17 protein-coding genes are annotated in these 17,254 nt (G+C 58.5%); 7 read left to right on the top strand and 10 right to left on the bottom strand.

The window, feature by feature from the left end:
- Window positions 1-3: 3 nt before the first annotated feature.
- From THS5294_RS00255 to THS5294_RS00240, 4 genes are all read right to left on the bottom strand, one after another.
- On the bottom strand, window positions 4-1,290 hold the full coding sequence (locus THS5294_RS00255; RefSeq protein WP_058122177.1) for a bifunctional folylpolyglutamate synthase/dihydrofolate synthase: 1,287 nt from the start codon (window positions 1,288-1,290) through the stop codon (window positions 4-6).
- Window positions 1,291-1,382: 92 nt separating this feature from the next.
- On the bottom strand, window positions 1,383-2,324 hold the full coding sequence (gene accD / locus THS5294_RS00250) for an acetyl-CoA carboxylase, carboxyltransferase subunit beta (RefSeq protein ID WP_058122147.1): 942 nt from the start codon (window positions 2,322-2,324) through the stop codon (window positions 1,383-1,385).
- A 97-nt stretch (window positions 2,325-2,421) separates the two neighbouring features.
- A complete protein-coding gene (locus tag THS5294_RS00245) occupies window positions 2,422-3,333 on the bottom strand; it encodes a fatty acid desaturase (RefSeq protein ID WP_082644909.1) in 912 nt (303 codons plus the stop codon).
- A 151-nt stretch (window positions 3,334-3,484) separates the two neighbouring features.
- Window positions 3,485-4,306 carry a CPBP family intramembrane glutamic endopeptidase gene (locus THS5294_RS00240; protein ID WP_158508568.1) on the bottom strand — a complete coding sequence of 274 codons (822 nt, stop codon included), beginning with the start codon at window positions 4,304-4,306 and terminating at the stop codon, window positions 3,485-3,487.
- Window positions 4,307-4,499: 193 nt separating this feature from the next.
- Between THS5294_RS00240 and ilvD the strand changes: the two genes are divergently transcribed.
- The 4 genes from ilvD (at window position 4,500) to THS5294_RS00220 (ending at window position 10,334) form a co-directional block, all read left to right on the top strand.
- On the top strand, window positions 4,500-6,233 hold the full coding sequence (ilvD, locus tag THS5294_RS00235) for a dihydroxy-acid dehydratase (protein WP_058122145.1): 1,734 nt from the start codon (window positions 4,500-4,502) through the stop codon (window positions 6,231-6,233).
- An 87-nt stretch (window positions 6,234-6,320) separates the two neighbouring features.
- Window positions 6,321-7,169 (top strand): hypothetical protein, encoded by an 849-nt coding sequence (locus THS5294_RS00230; protein WP_139278665.1) that lies wholly within the window; start codon window positions 6,321-6,323, stop codon window positions 7,167-7,169.
- A gap of 95 nt (window positions 7,170-7,264) precedes the next feature.
- On the top strand, window positions 7,265-9,280 hold the full coding sequence (locus tag THS5294_RS00225) for an NADPH-dependent 2,4-dienoyl-CoA reductase (protein ID WP_058122143.1): 2,016 nt from the start codon (window positions 7,265-7,267) through the stop codon (window positions 9,278-9,280).
- Between the two features lie 148 nt (window positions 9,281-9,428).
- Window positions 9,429-10,334 carry a LysR family transcriptional regulator gene (locus THS5294_RS00220; protein WP_038006279.1) on the top strand — a complete coding sequence of 302 codons (906 nt, stop codon included), beginning with the start codon at window positions 9,429-9,431 and terminating at the stop codon, window positions 10,332-10,334.
- A gap of 68 nt (window positions 10,335-10,402) precedes the next feature.
- Here THS5294_RS00220 and THS5294_RS00215 read toward each other — a convergent pair whose 3' ends face one another.
- The 4 genes from THS5294_RS00215 to THS5294_RS00200 are packed head-to-tail and all read right to left on the bottom strand — an operon-like array spanning window position 10,403 to window position 13,324.
- Window positions 10,403-11,308, bottom strand: a complete 906-nt coding sequence (locus THS5294_RS00215) for an OmpA family protein (RefSeq protein WP_058122142.1) — start codon at window positions 11,306-11,308, stop codon at window positions 10,403-10,405.
- Window positions 11,305-11,874: a peroxidase-related enzyme gene (locus THS5294_RS00210; RefSeq protein WP_058122141.1), complete on the bottom strand. Its 570-nt coding sequence runs from the start codon at window positions 11,872-11,874 to the stop codon at window positions 11,305-11,307. Before THS5294_RS00210 ends, THS5294_RS00215 begins: the two co-directional genes overlap by 4 nt.
- Window positions 11,875-11,879: 5 nt before the next feature.
- The gene (locus tag THS5294_RS00205) at window positions 11,880-12,596 is read right to left on the bottom strand and encodes a GNAT family N-acetyltransferase (protein ID WP_058122140.1); all 717 of its coding nucleotides are present in this window, start codon (window positions 12,594-12,596) and stop codon (window positions 11,880-11,882) included.
- Window positions 12,593-13,324, bottom strand: coding sequence for a competence/damage-inducible protein A (locus THS5294_RS00200; RefSeq protein ID WP_058122139.1), 732 nt, complete (start codon window positions 13,322-13,324; stop codon window positions 12,593-12,595). The genes THS5294_RS00205 and THS5294_RS00200 overlap by 4 nt, the downstream gene beginning before the upstream one ends.
- A 48-nt stretch (window positions 13,325-13,372) precedes the next feature.
- Between THS5294_RS00200 and sfsA the strand changes: the two genes are divergently transcribed.
- The 3 genes from sfsA to radC are packed head-to-tail and all read left to right on the top strand — an operon-like array spanning window position 13,373 to window position 15,805.
- Window positions 13,373-14,095, top strand: a complete 723-nt coding sequence (gene sfsA, locus THS5294_RS00195; RefSeq protein WP_058122138.1) for a DNA/RNA nuclease SfsA — start codon at window positions 13,373-13,375, stop codon at window positions 14,093-14,095.
- Between the two features lie 48 nt (window positions 14,096-14,143).
- Window positions 14,144-14,956, top strand: a complete 813-nt coding sequence (gene map, locus THS5294_RS00190; RefSeq protein WP_038006289.1) for a type I methionyl aminopeptidase — start codon at window positions 14,144-14,146, stop codon at window positions 14,954-14,956.
- Between the two features lie 60 nt (window positions 14,957-15,016).
- Window positions 15,017-15,805 (top strand): RadC family protein, encoded by a 789-nt coding sequence (gene radC, locus THS5294_RS00185; protein ID WP_058122137.1) that lies wholly within the window; start codon window positions 15,017-15,019, stop codon window positions 15,803-15,805.
- A 121-nt stretch (window positions 15,806-15,926) separates the two neighbouring features.
- On the opposite strand, the gene THS5294_RS00180 is transcribed toward radC, so the two are convergent.
- Both THS5294_RS00180 and THS5294_RS00175 read right to left on the bottom strand, forming a co-directional pair.
- Window positions 15,927-16,358, bottom strand: a complete 432-nt coding sequence (locus tag THS5294_RS00180) for a DUF6641 family protein (RefSeq protein WP_058122136.1) — start codon at window positions 16,356-16,358, stop codon at window positions 15,927-15,929.
- 512 nt (window positions 16,359-16,870) lie between these two features.
- On the bottom strand, window positions 16,871-17,254 hold a 384-nt coding region (locus THS5294_RS00175), incomplete at its 5' end, for a DUF6626 family protein (protein WP_233486367.1).

Genomic DNA, 17,254 nt, shown 5'->3' with positions numbered 1-17,254 from the left:
CCGCTAGCCGTTTTCGCGCAGGATATAGCCTGCCAGATAAAGCGAGCCGCAGATCAAGATGCGGGCATCGGGCGTGTGAGTGATGATCTCACGGATCGCGCTGGCGGCGTCTGTGGCCGTGGTTGCTGTTAATCCTGCGCGGGTTGCGGCCTCGACCGTTTGCTCTGGCGTCAGGGTTGCGGCTTCATCCGGGACAGCAATCGCGTGCAAATGTTCCGCCTGAAGCGGCGTCATGTAGCCGGCGGCATCCTTGGTGTTGAGCATCCCGCAGATCAGGTGCAGCGGTTTGGCTGGAAGCCGTGTAAGCGCCTCTGCCAGTGCGTGGCCCGCTGCGGGGTTATGACCGCCGTCGAGCCAAACCTCAGCCGCGCCCGCCAGTTCCACCAGTGGGCCAGTGCGCAGGCGCTGCATCCGGGCGGGCCAAGTGGCGTCGCGTACGGCCGCCTCCATCGCGTTGTCGTCGAACTTGGCGGCCCCGCTACGCGCCAGATGGCGTAGGCCCGCAATCACGATGCCCGCATTTTGCACCTGATGCGCACCGATCAGTGCCGGAAGCGGGAGGTCCAAAAGTCCGTGTTCGTCTTGGAAAATCAGCCGTCCGCGTTCTTCCCAAACGTGCCAATGCTGGCCATAGATCAGGCATGGAGCACCCAAGGCGGCGGCGCGCGCCTCAATCACTTCGAGGGCGTCATCCTCTTGGGGGCCGACGATGCAAGGCACGCCGCGCTTAATAATGCCCGCTTTTTCCGCGGCGATCTTGGCGAGTGTGTCACCGAGAAAGCCTTCGTGGTCCATCGATACAGGTGTGATGACGGTCAGCGCGGGGGTGTCGATGACATTGGTCGCGTCCAATCGCCCGCCAAGCCCGACCTCTAGTAATGTGTAATCAGCGGGGGTGCGGGCAAAGGCCACGAGGGCGGCCACCGTCGTGATCTCAAAATACGTGATTGGGGTGCCGTTTTGGGCATCGTAACACGCATCGAGGACTTGGGTCAGGGCGTCTTCGGTGATCAACTCACCGGCCAGTCGGATACGTTCATGGAACCGCGCCAAGTGGGGCGAGGTATAGGCGTGCGCGGTCATGCCTGCCCCCTCAATCCCGGCGCGAAACATTGCTTGCGTCGAACCCTTGCCGTTGGTGCCCGCGATATGGATCACGGGGGGTAGCGAATTTTGGGGGTTGCCGACTTTTTCCAACAAGTCCCAAACGCGGTCCAGCGTGAGGTCGATGATCTTGGGGTGGAGCGTCATCATACGCGCCAACAATGCGTCAGAGGTCATTTCGGGCATGATGTGCAGGCCTTTGGGCGAGAGGATATGGCAACGCGCGGCAGCGATCAGGCACCGCGCGGCCAAGGCCCGCGCCGATCGCTGCGCGGGGTTTAGCTTTTGGGGGCAGGGTCCGAGGGTGCGTCTGCCGCGACACTGGGCGCAGGCGTCTCATCGGGTTTGGGTAGGTCGCCTTTGACCAGCGCGGGCAGCCCCGTGAGCATCCGAATGATCGTCGCCAATTCCTCTTTGAGGTGTTGGCGGTGCGTCACCCGATCAAGCATCCCGTGATCTAGCAGGTACTCGGCCCGCTGGAACCCTTCGGGCAGCGTTTCGCGGATGGTTTGTTCGATCACGCGTGGTCCGGCAAAGCAGATCAGCGCGCCGGGCTCTGCGATTTGGACGTCGCCCAGCATCGCGTAGGACGCGGTCACGCCCCCGGTGGTGGGGTGGGTCAGCACGACGATGTAGGGCAGGTTCGCTTCTTTGAGCATTTGGATCGCCACGGTTGTGCGCGGCATCTGCATCAGGCTCAGAATGCCCTCTTGCATCCGTGCGCCCCCTGCGGCCGAAAACAGCACAAGCGGCTTGCGTGTAGCGACTGCGCGTTCGGCGGCGGCGATAATCGCGTTGCCAACGTACATGCCCATCGATCCGGCCATAAAGCCAAAGTCTTGTGCCGCGGCCACGATGGGGGTGCGATAAATCTCACCCTCAGCAATCAGCATTGCCTCACTCTCAAGCGTGGCTTTCTGTGCGGCTTTCAAGCGGTCGGGATATTTCTTTTGATCGCGGAACTGTAGCGGGTCATGCGCAGGGGCGGGGACCTCTAGCTCTGTGAAAATGCCCCCATCAAACAGCGCGGCAAAGCGGTCGCGCGGCGAGATATGCATGTGGTTGTTGCAGTTCGAACAAACGTTCTGGCTATCGCTCAGCTCGCGGTGGAACAGCATCGTTCCGCATTCGTCACATTTGGTCCACAAATTCTCCGGGATCTCCCGGCGGGAGAACAGGGAGTTGATCTTGGGGCGGACGTAGTTGGAAATCCAGTTCATGGTGGCCCTTCGCGCTCAGTTCTTGGTCAGATAACCAGTGTGAGCGAGGTTTGCAATTCACTGTCGCCTGTTGCGTGTGCGCATCGGTACGACACGCCTAGGTGTGAGGGTGTTTTCGGTTTGAGAGTGTCCACATCGGGTGGGCCACGGGGTCCTTGGTCGTGCGCAGGTATTTGGCGAACACGTCGCGATAAGAGCGATAGGTGTAGCCCCCGTTGCGGGCCAAGAAACGTTCTCGGCGGCTGTTGAATAATGCGGGCAGTTGGTGCCACGGCACGCCCGGGTGGGCGTGGTGTACGGCGTGGTAATTGTTATTCAGGAACAACAGTGCCAAGGGGCCGCGATCTTCGATGATGACAGAGCGTCCCGCTGCGCGCTCATGGGCTTGATGCTCAAGATAGGTGCGGATTTTGAGCAGGGACATCGCGCCATAAGCGGCCAACAGATAGGCCCAGATCGGCAGCGGTGTGGCCCAGATCACCCACGCCAGCGGGACGCTCGCGCCGATCATATGTAACCCGTAGGAGGCCCAGACCCGTCGATTGCCGCGCAGCATCGCGCGCAGATCGCCTGCGTAAAACGCTGCAAGTCCCAAGGTCGGACCAATCAACATCCGCCCAATAAGAGTATTGTTGAACACCGCCAGCTTTTGGCGCCATGCGGGCAGGGCGTTCCAGTGAATAATGTCGAGGTAGTTGGTTTCGGGATCGTCGTAGGGGTCCGTCAGGTTGGGGTCATAGTGGTGGGCAAGGTGCGTGTCCTTAAACCGCAGATAGGGGATGAACAGCCCCAGCGCCGGAAAGACGGTCGCGTCGCTGAGCGTTTGGTTGCGGAAGGGGTGGCCGTGCAGGACCTCATGCTGAAGCGACGAATGTAGCCCAATGGTTGCGGCCAAAGCCGGAATGATCACCCACATTGGCAGGGACGCGGCGGCCAGTGTGAGGCCGGCAAAGATGGCGTACACAAGTATTAAGAGAGCCAGAGTGGGGGCCTCGTCGCGCATTGCCATGGTGCTACCTATCCTCGTCCAGCGGGTATGTGGGGGTCGCAAGGGCCTGTTGCGCGCCACGGCTTTGGGCGCGGCTGTGCAGGTTTGTGCGACTGAGCGAGTTATGCGTGGATTTGGTCATTGCGCAACCAAAAGTTGCGCAGCCCCTGTATTAGGTCCGCGCGGTTGTGACCCTAATCACGACCCGCAATACCGCCCAGAGCGATAGTGTGACCGCCATATCCCGCGCAATTAGCGGCAGCAGCGTTGCGGTGTCTGCGGCCGTAAATGGTGTTGTGTATAGGGCGAGGCCCGATAGCGGGCCATCCAGCGCTACGACCAGCAAAGCGAAGGCGTTGTTGGCAAAGTGAAACCCCCAAGCCACGCCAATGTTGCCCGTCACTCGGGTCAGGTCCGCGGCCAACAGCCCGAACAACCCGGTCGCGGCCACGGTCAGCCACGCAATGCTTGCGTCGGCGCTTGCGTTGAAATGCAGCAGGCCAAAGACCAAGCTGGGCAGCACGGCCCAGATCAGCGGTGATTTGAACCGTGCGGCCAGTTGTTGTTGCAAATAGCCGCGAAATAATACCTCTTCCGCGCCTGTTTGAATGAGCAGTCCCAACAGCGCGAGCGGTAAGAACGCCAACCAAACAGAGGCGTCTACGTTTGGCACCGGCGCATAGCCCGGGCCAATCAACAGGACTGACAACCCGATGATCCCGCCAACAACGCCCGCCCCAAGGCCAAAGCCGCGCAGCACACCGCGCCATGGTCCGAACACGGTCATAGCAGGGCGTTTGTGCAGGACTTTGGCCGCGATCATCGGGCCAATTGCCATGCCGCTGAACGTCGCCAAAACCAATAGAACGGCGCCGGGCGTGTTGCCCGCCGTCAACCGCGCCGACCACATGACCATCGCGTCAAACCCGGCACTTGCCCAGATCACGCCGAGTAGGGCGAGGATACCGCCAAAATAGACCGCAATGATCAGCATGATCCCCACCAGCAATCGCCAAATGTGCGGGTGGCTTTGGGCGGGGGCTACAAAGCGGGCATGAGGGCTATTTTGATGCATAACGTGGGTCATGGGTGTCAGATAGGTGATCAAAGCCGGTGCGGCAATCGCGCTTGTTTGTCCGAACCTTGGCGGGTATTGCTTCGCCCAAGAGTATGTGAGGAGAGACCCGATGACCAACCGTCCGGTGGATAAAACCAACCTTCCCAGCCGTCACGTGACCGAAGGCCCGCAGCGCGCGCCACACCGGTCGTATTTTTACGCCATGGGCTTGGATGAAAAAGAAATCCACCAGCCGTGGGTTGGTGTCGCCACCTGCTGGAACGAAGCCGCGCCTTGCAACATCGCGCTAAACCGTCAGGCGCAGGCCGTTAAGGTCGGGGTCAAGCGCGCCGAAGGCACGCCGCGTGAGTTCACCACAATCACCGTGACCGACGGAATTGCGATGGGCCATGAGGGTATGCGGTCTTCGCTCGCGTCGCGCGATGCGATTGCTGACACGGTTGAGTTGACGATGCGCGGCCACTGCTACGACGCGATTGTGGGTCTTGCTGGGTGCGATAAATCCCTGCCGGGCATGATGATGGCGATGGTGCGTTTGAACACGCCGTCGGTGTTCATCTATGGCGGTTCGATCCTTCCGGGTCGGCTTGAGGGCAAGGACGTGACCGTTCAGGACGTGTTTGAGGCCGTTGGCAAACACCAAGCGGGCAACCTCAGCGACGCTGAGTTGGAAGTTCTGGAACGTGTGGCGTGTCCTTCGGCGGGTGCATGTGGTGGCCAGTTCACAGCCAACACGATGGCCTGTGTGTCCGAGGCGATTGGCCTGGCGCTCATGAACTCATCGGGTGCGCCAGCCCCCTATGAAAGCCGCGATGAATACGGCGTGGCGTCGGGCATTGCCGTGATGAACCTGATTGAGAAAAACATCCGCGCGCGTGATGTGGTGACCCGCAAGTCGCTGGAAAATGCGGCGCGTGTCGTGGCCTGTACCGGTGGCTCGACCAACGCTGGTCTGCACTTGCCCGCGATTGCCCACGAAGCTGGGATCGACTTTGACCTGATGGATGTTTGCGAAATCTTCCGCGACACACCGTACTTTGTCGACCTGAAGCCCGGTGGCCAATACGTCGCCAAAGACCTGTATGAGGCTGGCGGCGTGCCCGTCGTTCTGAAGGAACTGCGCAAAGCGGGCCTGATGCACGAAGACTGCATGACCGCGACCGGTTTCTCGATGGGTGAGGAACTGGACAAGATCACACGTGAGGCCGATGGCCGCGTGATCTATCCGGTTGAAAAGCCATTGACAGCGTCAGGTGGTGTTGTCGGCCTGCAAGGCAACCTTGCCCCTGAAGGTGCGATCGTAAAGGTCGCGGGCATCGCCCCCGAGGACCAAGTGTTTACCGGCCCTGCACACGTGTTCGAATGCGAAGAAGACGCGTTTGCCGCCGTCAAAGCGCGCCAGTACGAAATGGGCGAAGTGTTTGTCATCCGTAACGAAGGCCCCGCAGGGGGGCCCGGTATGCGCGAAATGCTGGCCACTACGGCGGCTCTGTCCGGGCAAGGCGTGGGCAAAGAGATCGCACTGATCACCGATGGTCGTTTTTCGGGCGCGACACGCGGGTTCTGCGTGGGTCACGTCGGCCCCGAGGCTGCGCATTGCGGGCCGATCGGGCTGTTGAAAGACGGCGACATGATCACGATCAATGCCATTACGGGTGAGTTGTCGGTTGATCTGACGGACGAAGAACTCGCGGCCCGTAAGGCTGCGTGGACTGGCCCCCGCAAAACGATCTACGCCTCGGGCGCTTTGTACAAATACGCAAAGCTCGTGGGTGGTGCCAGAAAGGGTGCGGTCACGCATCCCGGTGCAGCTGAGGAAGAGCACATCTATATGGACCTCTAACGGGTCAAGAACCTTGAAACGCCGCCCCGCACTGGTCATGGTGACCGCAGACAAGCGGTAAAAACCGTGACAGTGCTGGGGCAAGGCATGAGTAGGTATGTTAAAACTGCGCTTTGCGCAGCTGTGTGTTTCATGGTTTCCGGCTGCGCGGATTTCTTGGCTGTCAGCCGGGGTATTCCTGTTCAGATGCAGGTGACGGTGGCTGATGGCTCGGTTGTTGTTGCCGGGCCGCGCGGGTTTTGCGTTGATCCCAAAAGCACGCGGACCGTCGGCAACGTGCCCTTTGTGATGATGGGCAATTGCGCGGCGATCTCAGGCGATGGCCGCGCCCCGCAACCGGGGATTGAGGCCGTGCTGACAGCAACGGTTGCGACGTTAGACCCGAATTTCACGTTTGACAGCAATGATCCCGCCTTGCCGATCTTTTTTGAGGGTGATGCGGGGCGCGCGGCGCTGAGCCGGGCAGGGGATCCGCGCACCGTCGAGGTGATCGAGAGTTTCGCGCGCGGGCCCGTGTTTTACGTCCATGCGCGCGATACCAGCCCCGCGCCGGTCGACAATATCGACGAAACCCATTGGCGTGCGATTTTTGAGGTGAATGGACGCGTTGTCTCAGCCTCGGTGCTGGATTTCAAAGGCAGCGCATTAAGCCCCGAGCGGAGCCTCAACGTGTTGACACGCTTCGCGAACCGTATCCGTGCCCAAAGCGTGGGGCGGGGGACTGAGGTGCGCGTGGCCGCTGCGCCAGTGCCGGTTGCATTGGGTGGGCAGTTGCGCCCGCTGCCGCGCCCAGATGGTAGGTCCGCTGTCGTGCCGGCTGTTCAGGTTGCACCGCCCGGTAACCGCCCCGTGGCGCGGCCTAGCGCACCTGCGACCCCAAAAGCCATACAGCCAGCCTTTCCACCGATTGGGTTTTTGCGACGTCTGTTCGGGTGATCCGTTTGCTCTAACTTCTCCCATGACGCTGCGTTCGGGGTGACGGCTTTGTCGGCCTCTGACAGTCTGGCGCAAACCGGGGGAGAAAAATACACATGACCGCCTATCCGCATATGCTGGCACCGTTGGACTTGGGCTTTACCACGTTGAAAAATCGCGTGCTGATGGGGTCCATGCACACGGGTTTGGAAGAAACCAAGGATTGGCCACGTGTCGCGCAATTCTATGCAGAACGCGCGCGCGGGCAGGCCGCATTGATCGTGACAGGCGGCATGGCCCCTAACCGCGAGGGCGGTGTGTTTCCCGGTGCGGCGGGGCTGTTCACGCCCGAAGATATTGCGAACCACCGGATTGTGACGGATGCTGTCCATGCCGAGGGCGGCAAGATTGCGATGCAAATTCTGCACGCAGGCCGCTATGCCTATAGCCCGGATTGCGTGGGGCCATCGGCGGTGAAATCGCCCATTTCCCCGTTTGCCCCGAAAGAACTGGACGAAGCGGGGATTGAGAAACAGATTTCCGACATTGCGACCGCAGCGGCGCGTGCGCGCGAAGCTGGCTACGACGGTGTCGAGGTGATGGGGTCTGAGGGCTATTTCCTGAACCAGTTTCTTGTGACGCATACCAATCGGCGCACGGACCGGTGGGGCGGGAGTTATGAAAACCGCATGCGTCTACCCCTAGAAGTTCTGCGCCGTGTGCGCGCGGCCGTGGGTGACGATTTTATTGTGATCTACCGGCTTAGCATGATCGACCTGATCCCAAATGGCTCCACTTGGGAAGAGGTCGTGCAGCTCGCCCGCGAGGTTGAGAAATACGCTACTATTATTAACACCGGTATCGGCTGGCATGAGGCTCGTGTGCCTACGATCGCCACCTCGGTGCCGCGCCGTGCGTTTACTTGGGTGACGCAAAAGTTAATGGGGGAGGTGTCTATTCCGATCATTACCTCGAACCGAATTAACTCCCCCGAAGTGGCCGAGGGTGTCTTGGCGGATGGCTGCGCGGACATGGTATCGATGGCGCGGCCGTTCCTTGCGGATGCGGATTTCGTCGCAAAAGCTATGGCAAGACAGGCCGATCAGATTGCGCCATGTATCGCGTGCAACCAAGCCTGTTTGGACCACACGTTTAGCGGCAAGATGTCTTCGTGCTTGGTTAATCCGCGCGCGTGCCATGAAACGGAGATCACGATCGTGCCGGCTTCTGTGCCGCGGCGGGTCGCGGTCGTTGGGGCAGGGGCGGCAGGTATGGCGGCGGCCATGACTGCGGCGCAACGTGGCCACAGCGTGACGGTTTTTGAAAAATCAGACCGTATTGGCGGGCAATTGAACATGGCTCGAGTCATCCCTGGCAAGGAAGAATTCCACGGCTTGGTCGCTTGGTTTGAGACGATGGCCGAGAGATTAAGTCTCGATCTGCGCCTTAATTCTGCCGCAAGCGTTGAGGTGTTAACCCAGTTTGATGACGTGATTATCGCGACAGGTGTCACCCCGCGGGACCCAGAGATCTTGGGTCAGGACGGCCCTAACGTTGTGACCTATATCGACGTTTTGGCTGGTGGGGCACAGGTCGGTGAACGGGTTGCCGTCATCGGTGCAGGTGGTATTGGCTTCGACGTTGCGGAGTATCTGACACATGCAGGCGATAGTCCGACCGAGGTGCCTGCACTTTGGCAAAAGGAATGGGGCGTGACCGATCCGTCGCTTCACCGTGGCGGTGTTGCCCCTGAAGGTCCGCAACCCGAAGCGCCCGCCCGGCAAGTCACTCTATTGCAACGAAAAAGTGAGAAAATAGGAAAGCGTTTGGGCAAGACAACGGGTTGGATCCACCGTGCAAGCCTCAAGATGAAACAGGTCAAGATGCTGGCCGGTGTGAGCTACGAACGGATTGACGCAGAGGGTGTCCATGTCCGCGTTGGCGACGATCTGCGGCTCATTGAGGCTGATACTGTTGTGCTGTGTGCGGGGCAGGTGCCCGAACGGTCTTTGGCCGATGGTTTGACCGCAAAGGGCGTTACGTGCCACGTGATCGGGGGGGCGGATGTGGCCGCCGAGTTGGATGCAAAACGCGCCATTGATCAGGGCACTCGACTGGCCGCTACGCTATGAGTTGTTAACCATTATATGGCAACAATGATCCTCTAGACGCCATTAAGCATCCCTTAAAGAACCCTGTTAATGGCTTCGCAGCGGCACAGCTTCGCCCCAATTGGCGGGGATAACTGGGTTACTGCAACTCGTGTGTCTGAGGTGACAAATGGATCGTTTAACGGAAATGGAGGCCTTCGCGACAGTCGTCGATCAGGGAGGTTTCACAGATGCGGCCAAGAAGATGGGGATTTCAAAATCCGCTGTCTCAAAGCATGTCTCGTCACTGGAAACGCGTTTGGGCGCACGATTGCTGAACCGAACAACGCGAAGGGTAAGCCCGACTGAAATCGGCCTCGCCTATTATGACCGCGCCCGCCGTGTTTTGAACGATGCAGGAGAGGCAGACGCACTTGTCACGGCCATGCAATCTGCGCCTTCGGGGCTATTACGGGTGTCTGCTGCCACGGACTTTGGCGTTAACCATTTGTCGCCTGCGCTAGGGGGCTTCCTGCATGAGTTTCCTGACATCACGGTTAATATGGTCCTAAACAACCGCTATGTTGAGTTAATCTCCGAAGGCTTCGACTTGGCGGTTAGGATTGGTGAGTTGGAGGACAGTTCGCTCAGGGCACGAAAGCTGGCTGATACGCACAAAATGATGATCGCCTCACCGAAATATTTTGAGGAATACGGTCGCCCGGAAAAAATCGACGATCTGAATGAGCACAAGCTGCTGCACTACTCAAACCAAGCCAGCGGCAATGTGTGGAAGCTGACGGCGCCCTCGGGTGAAAAACGTCAGGTGCGATCGGCAGGTTGGTTAACGGTGAATGACGGGCAGTCCCTGTTGAATGCGGCAATTAACGGCTTGGGCATCGCATTCTTGCCCAGTTTTCTCTACTCAGATGCACTGCGCGAAGGCCTGTTGGAGCCCGCGATTAAGGACTTACCGGTTGAGACGCAGGGCATTTACGCGGTCTATCCGCCGGGCCGCTACACGCAGCCCAAAGTGCGCGCGTTCATTGATTTTCTGGTCGAGCAGTTCAAGGACCGTGGTCCGGATGAGTGGTAAGTGATGACGCACGAATTAGCAGTTTCAACGGGTTGGGCGACGTTCCAACCCGTTTTCCTTTGCTCAGCCTATTCGGCGGTTTCCGTCAGGATGACCTCAACCCGGCGGTTCTGGGCGCGACCTTCACTGGTGAGGTTGCTTGCTCGGGGGGCTAAAAAACCGATCCCACGCGCTGCGACTTGATCCTCTGATACGCCTAGTTTTGTGATCAGGTACTGGCGTACGGCCTCGGCTCGGGCTTCGGAAAGCAGAACGTTTGGTTCCAAATCGCCCTCAGCGTCCGTGTGGCCCACCAATGCGATGGCATCCCCCGGTGCGGCGGCCAGATGCTGGGCCAGCGCCTCAAGCGAGGTAAATTTTGTTGCAGCCAAGCTGGCAGAGCCGGTGTCGAACACGACATCATCCAAGATCGCAACACCGTCTGCACGCAGGGTCGCGCCGATGCCTGATGCGTCGATCCGTGTGGATTTGGTAACGGTTAGGTCAGGGGCTGCCTCCGCACCGCCGATCACATCCATTTGCACCATATAGCCGGTGCCTGCGCGGCTGACCAACAGGCTCAGCACCGCATCATCCGTGGTATTTATGGCCGTCAGGTAGTGAAAATCGCTGAGATCGACGAACATGGTGGGGGCAGGTTCAACCTCAATCCCGAAGCGGAAATCATAACCACCGCAGGACTGGGTGGCGCAGGAAAACTCTACCTCAAACCCATCGCTTTGGATCTGTTCCCGAAACTGGCTCAGAAGTGCCGTGCTGCTGTCGTAGGTGTCCACGCCCCAGATCAACCGAGTGTGGGGCCCTTCGCGTGGGGTGACGGGGACTGCGCCCTGTTCGACCGGGCCGACAGCCAGATAGTGCACCGCCAGCGGCGATGTTTCGCGTAAAGTGATGTCGCCAGGCACGGCCAGGTCCAGCGCGAGCGCGGGCCCACCCAGTAGGAGGGCGGCGGCCAGAGGCCCGGCGGTTCTCACCGGGCTTGTCCGTGATAATCGGCGTTTGGAGTCATGGCTGTGGCCGATGCCACCCGGTTCGACATGTTGAAAAAGCCTGCCACGCCCGCAAGATCCCAGATGTCTCGGTCGCTGAGGCCCGCGTCGCGCAGGGCCGCGCGGTCAGGCTCTTCTATGGTGGCAGAGGCGCGTGTCATCTTGACTGCGAAATCCAGCATTGCGCGTTGGCGCGGGGTGATATCGGCCACGCGGTAGTTCATGACCAAGGCCTCACCCAGTTCTGGCTGGCCGGACAGCTGGCGCACCGCTGCCCCGTGGGCCACGAGGCAATAAAAGCATTTGTTCTCAGCTGAGACGACGACGGCGATCATCTCACGCTCAAGCTTGGACAGCCCGGATGGCGCGAGCATCAGGTCGTTATAAAGCGCGGTGAAGGCGTTTAGTTTTTCGATATCAAAGGCATAGGCGCGCAGGACGTTGGGCACGAAGCCCAGCTTTTCGACACAGATGTCGAAGTAGCGTTGTGTCTCAGCGGGCAGGTCGGCCTGCGGCAGGTCAAGGGCGGTGGGCAGATCGGGTGTTGTCATCGGTCTCACTCTGGGGCGCGTCTATAATGATAGTGTCCCACAAGCTGGGCGCCTTGGGAAGTATAGGCAGCGTTGGCGGGGGTGTTTGCGCGGGTTGTGACCATCGAAATCTCATCCCCGCCATTGGCTGCGGTCCAATGGCACGCTGCGCGCAGCATCCATGCGGATACGCCTTGCCGCCGGTGGGCTGAGGCCACTTCTACTGCGTGCATCATCGCAGTTTTTCCATGTAGCCCGACATAGGCGACACCTGCCGCGCGGTCACCCGCACGGCCAAGAACCGTGGTTTTGGGGCAAGCCGCCCGCTCCATCACAGCGCGGCGGGCAGGGCCGATGCCACCGGCATCCCACAAGTCGTCCATAATCGCGAGGCGGGGCCACATGGTAAAGGCCTTGGCGTAGGGCAGAGTTTCGGTGATCAACGGGGCGATGGGCAGGGCGTAAATGACCGACGGGTCCTCAACGACATAGCCACGCGCGGCGAGGGCCTTATCAAGGCGGTCCTCACCGGGTTTAATCATAAACAGTGGACGCTGTTTGACTGTATGGGCGGAGGCAACGGCGCGATCAATATCCGCGTCCTCCCACGGTTCAATCGCCGAGATTGATGACACCCGGCTGCCCGCGCCCACCGTCTGGCGCAGACGCCATGGCCCTTCGGTCACATAGCGTTCAGCGGGCCATGTCGCGTCGATGACGTCAAAGTAGTTGGCTTTTGTCATGCAAGGGCCGCTTCGAGTGCTGCCATCGCTGCGTCTAGGGCCGCCTCATCCGGTCCGCGCAGCACAAGGTTGGCACCATAAACGCCATCCTTCTGGAACGGATAGGAGCCAAAGGAGATATCCGGGTATTGGGCCGCGACCTCACCCAATGGACCCGCAAGGTCGCCTTCGCCGCGCATCATCCGCAGGGTCCGCGACACAAGCGGCTGGCCACCGGTCAGTGTGGGCAGAACGCTTTGCACCATTGCTTGGAACACGCTGGGCACCCCAGCCATGACATGCACGTTTTCGAGGGTAAATCCGGGTGCGACCGAGACCGGATTTTCGATCAGGGTGGCCCCATCGGGGATACGTGCCATGCGCAAGCGCGCGGCATTCAGCTCAGATCCTTGGCGGTCATAATGGGCCTGCAAGAGGGCGCGGGCATCATCACGGACGCCCACATGTACCCCAAAGGCTGCACCGATGGCGTCAGCGGTGATGTCGTCATGGGTCGGCCCGATCCCGCCAGAGGTGAACACATGGGCATAATCGGCGCGCAGCGCGTTCAGCGCACGAACAATGGCGGGTTGATCATCCGACACAACCCGAACCTCGGTAAGGTCGATGCCATGGGCGGTCAACTGCCCTGCAAGGTGGTGCATATTAGCGTCGCGCGTGCGCCCGGATAGGATTTCATCGCCGATCACCAACATTGCGGCCGTGGGGTTTGCTGCGGATTGGGCCATGCTCGGGCCTCCCTTGTTGTCTGTTAAACAAGGGTATAGGGCGAGGCCATGGAGTTTGCCACGCCTTTGATCCGCGCCACGCTGTTGCGCCGTTACAATCGCTTTTTGTCCGATATCCAGTTGGTGGACGGAACCGAGACGCGCGCCCATTGTCCTAATCCGGGCTCAATGATGGGGCTCAAGGACGCAGGCACTCCGATTTGGGTGGAGCCGAATGATGATCCCAAGAAAAAGCTAAAATACGGCTGGCGGCTGAGCGAATTGCCAGAGGGTCAGATGGTTTGCATCGACACCTCTTTGCCGAACCGTGTGGTCGGCGAGGCGCTGCAGAGCGGGCAGGTGGCTGAGTTGGCAGGGTACGGCCAGATCCGCGCAGAGGTGCCTTATGGCACGAAAAGCCGCGTGGATTTTTTGGTGTCAGGGGGCGCTTTGCCTGATGCCTATGTTGAGGTGAAAAACGTGACCCTGTGCCGGGACGGGGATTGGGCTGAGTTCCCCGATTCCGTGACTGCCCGAGGCGCAAAACACTTGCGCGAATTGGCGGATATGGCGGCTGCGGGGCACCGCGCGGTTATGCTATACCTTGTGCAACGGACCGATTGTAGACGCTTGCGTATGGCGGCGGATCTTGATCCAGCGTATGCAGCGGCGTTCGATGCCGCGCGTGATGCAGGGGTTGAGATGTTGTGCTACGGCACCCAAATCTCAGCCAAAGGGATTTGGCTCAGCGACGCTTTGCCCGTCGAATTACACGACCACGCCACTGGATAAATCGTCCCAAAAGGCGTAGTGAAAAGATGAAGTTGAAGGAGCATACCCGTGGATGACTACCGGGGCAGATTGACCAAAGATGGCATCCGTATCCATGAGGACGCGGATTTCGCTGGCATGCACGCGGCAGGCAAATTGGCCGCCCAAATTCTTGATAATATCGCCCCTCTGGTTGTGCCCGGCGTGACCACAGAGGCGCTTGATAAAGCGATCGAGGATCAGGTGAACGCCGCTGGCGCGACATCGGCCACCATCGGGTACAAGGGCTACAAACACGCCTCGTGCATTTCGATCAACCATGTGGTCTGTCATGGCATCCCAAGTGCCAAGACATTGAAAGACGGCGATATTTTGAATATCGACGTCACGGTCATTGTCGACGGTTGGTTCGGTGATACCAGCCGGATGTACGTCGCAGGCAAGCTGCCGCGCAAAGCGGAACGGCTGATCCAGGTCACTCATGATGCGCTGTTTAAGGGTATTGAGGCGGTCAAGCCCGGTAATACCTTTGGTGATATCGGCCACGCGATCCAAGCCTATGTCGAAGCGCACCGCATGTCCGTTGTCCGCGATTTTTGTGGCCACGGGTTGGGGCGGGTGTTTCACGCACCCCCTAACGTGCTGCACTATGGTCGCGAAGGGTCTGGCCCTGTGTTGGAAGAAGGCATGTTCTTTACGATTGAGCCGATGGTTAATCTGGGCCGTCCAGAGACCAAGGTTTTGGCCGATGATTGGACTGCCGTTACCCGTGATAAATCACTGTCGGCGCAGTTTGAGCATTCTATCGGGGTGACGGCTACGGGATGTGAGATTTTCACTCTGTCGCCTTCGGGCCGGTTCCATCCCACTTATGAGCTGTAGGGCGTAAAAACCGCTGCGTTCGTAACGGTTTATTTACCAGTTTAGCGCCATGCTCGGGTCATGGCAGCTGACCAACCTTCCAACGCTTTCAAAGAGGCGCCTTTGCCGGGGTTCCTCGTGGACTGCACACCACCTATCCCTAATGGGTCTCGTTCTACCCCACCCCCCCCCAGCGAACGAGATCACAGGCGTGACCACCGCTCCCGGCTAAGACATCGCTTTATGGAGGGCGGGGCAGCTGCCATGCCTGACTACGAGCTATTGGAATTGATATTGTTCCGCGCGCTTCCGCGGGGTGATACCAAGCCATTGGCAAAACGGCTACTCAAGACCTTTGGTGACCTGAATCGGGTAATGGCGGCCTCGCCTGCGCGGATCAAGGACGTGAACGGGGCAGGGCAGGCCGTGGTCGAACAACTCAAAATCATGGAGGCTGTGGCCCACCGCATGGCCCGGGCGCAAGTGATCCAAAAGCCGATCCTATCGTCGTGGGATAGCTTGCTAGGTTACCTTCAGACCGCCATGGCGCATCAGCAGATTGAGCAATTCCGCGTTCTATATCTGGACCGGAAAAATGTCCTGATCGCAGATGAGGAACAGGGAAAGGGCACCGTGGATCATGTGCCGGTTTACCCAAGAGAGGTCGTGAAACGCGCACTTGAGCTGAACGCCTCTGCGTTAATCCTCGTTCACAATCACCCATCGGGTGATCCGTCACCCTCGGAGGCCGATATCGATATGACCTACGCGATCCGCGACGCGGCGCAGGTTTTGGGCATCGTTCTGCATGACCATTTGATCATCGGCAAAGCGACGGAGCTAAGCTTTCGCAGCCAAGGCTTGCTTTAGTAGCTTCCGTGGCAGTGCTTGAATTCAAGCGGACAGTTGTTTCCCCAGCGTTATCAACAGCTTAACGCTCCGAAAACACGCTGCCTGACAAATGCCTAACACTGTAAGCGTCTGATATTGCTTATGTTTTCGGCGTGTTAACACGCTTACCATAGCTCGCTTGTTCTTCCAACAGCTTATCAAACTCGCCTTTATCCACAGCCTCACTCAGCCGTTTCAGAACAGTTGGCAGTTCATTAATGCTGTTCACCACTATGGCGTTCTTACCCTTAGCCAACTCCAACGCTCTGCTGCCATAGCGCACAGTCAACAGCACAACGCCGTCACTGCGCACAGTCCACCACCGCCGCACACGCTTTGGCACAGTCACACGCTGTTCTCTGCCTTCACTATCCTTATGCCAAGTTTGCTTGGTTGGTTGGTAGCTGCTGTCAGTGGCGTACAGTATCTGTTCGTCAATTTTAGCTACGAGCTTACGACGACGGTGCACGGTTGGTGACAGCTTGTTGTCAGTTTCAAATGTTGTGAGTGTGAATGCGTTGAGCAGCGACATGATAGTTCTCCTTCAGCTTACTCACACACTGTGCTTTCAGCAGAAGGTGGTTGTCATTCGTTTATTTAATTCCTCCGATACTCTTTACATCGGTTTCCGATGTAAGGCAGCGCAGGCTGGAATTTAGTTAAACATCGTTAGCCACTCAACGTCAGAAACTCATTATTACATAGCCCCTAACCCTACAGCACAACAGTTCTGCTCAACAGCGTGTTCAACAGAAAAGTGTTAGCTACAGAGCATAGTCTTCACGCTGTTCAACTGCGTTCGTTGCCCTATCAACTTGGCTTGATGGGTTTAACAGTTTTTTCTGCATCTAAACTGCGCCGTTTCGTGTTTAGCTTGCTCACGTTCTGCTCAAAGTCAGTCTTTGTGTTCGCAGTACGCTGCTTCGTTCGTTTGTTCGTTCTGCTCGTTTCAACTTCGTATAGGCGCATAATCACCAGCTCACATTGAAAAGTACTTCCGCACCATTTTCCGCAGTATGATTTTTCGCTGCCTCAAACCCCATTTCAGCACACATTCAGCCACTCTGCTGTGCTCTTAATATTAATCAGCTTATGACACTGTTCGCTGAGCTGTAAGAACTGTTTGCCAAGCTCACTATGCTGCTCTGTGTTCAGCATCCGTTTGCCATAGTGCTGAAGCTTGCTGGCACATATCGCAACAGCGCCAACACTTGCGTCACTGCCCTTAAATCTAAGTGTTCGTAGGTAGCATTCGCTTCTGCCAAGCCATTCCGTGCTAAACTCACCTTCACTGCGTACAGCACCTATGCTGTTCAGCAGTTCGTACACATCATTCAATATCGTTTTCGTCACTGTTTTCGGTCCTCGTTGATGGCTTTGTTGCACAAATCCCATCATGAGGGGATTCACTACGTGAAGCCAGCGTGG

Origin of the sequence: Thalassobacter stenotrophicus (genome assembly GCF_001458315.1) — a bacterium.
Classification (GTDB): Bacteria; Pseudomonadota; Alphaproteobacteria; order Rhodobacterales; family Rhodobacteraceae; genus Thalassobacter; species Thalassobacter stenotrophicus.
This window is presented reverse-complemented; position numbering and strand designations above follow the sequence as displayed.

Coding starts and splice junctions, on each gene's coding strand:
- radC (WP_058122137.1), top strand. CDS start 15,017: ATGGCAGCTGACCAACCTTCCAACGCTTTCAAAGAGGCGCCTTTGCCG.
- accD (WP_058122147.1), bottom strand. CDS start 2,324: ATGAACTGGATTTCCAACTACGTCCGCCCCAAGATCAACTCCCTGTTC.
- THS5294_RS00230 (WP_139278665.1), top strand. CDS start 6,321: ATGAGTAGGTATGTTAAAACTGCGCTTTGCGCAGCTGTGTGTTTCATG.
- THS5294_RS00180 (WP_058122136.1), bottom strand. CDS start 16,358: ATGTCGCTGCTCAACGCATTCACACTCACAACATTTGAAACTGACAAC.
- THS5294_RS00240 (WP_158508568.1), bottom strand. CDS start 4,306: ATGCTGATCATTGCGGTCTATTTTGGCGGTATCCTCGCCCTACTCGGC.
- THS5294_RS00220 (WP_038006279.1), top strand. CDS start 9,429: ATGGATCGTTTAACGGAAATGGAGGCCTTCGCGACAGTCGTCGATCAG.
- THS5294_RS00200 (WP_058122139.1), bottom strand. CDS start 13,324: ATGGCCCAATCCGCAGCAAACCCCACGGCCGCAATGTTGGTGATCGGC.
- ilvD (WP_058122145.1), top strand. CDS start 4,500: ATGACCAACCGTCCGGTGGATAAAACCAACCTTCCCAGCCGTCACGTG.
- THS5294_RS00225 (WP_058122143.1), top strand. CDS start 7,265: ATGACCGCCTATCCGCATATGCTGGCACCGTTGGACTTGGGCTTTACC.
- sfsA (WP_058122138.1), top strand. CDS start 13,373: ATGGAGTTTGCCACGCCTTTGATCCGCGCCACGCTGTTGCGCCGTTAC.
- THS5294_RS00245 (WP_082644909.1), bottom strand. CDS start 3,333: ATGGCAATGCGCGACGAGGCCCCCACTCTGGCTCTCTTAATACTTGTG.
- THS5294_RS00255 (WP_058122177.1), bottom strand. CDS start 1,290: ATGCCCGAAATGACCTCTGACGCATTGTTGGCGCGTATGATGACGCTC.
- THS5294_RS00205 (WP_058122140.1), bottom strand. CDS start 12,596: ATGACAAAAGCCAACTACTTTGACGTCATCGACGCGACATGGCCCGCT.
- THS5294_RS00210 (WP_058122141.1), bottom strand. CDS start 11,874: ATGACAACACCCGATCTGCCCACCGCCCTTGACCTGCCGCAGGCCGAC.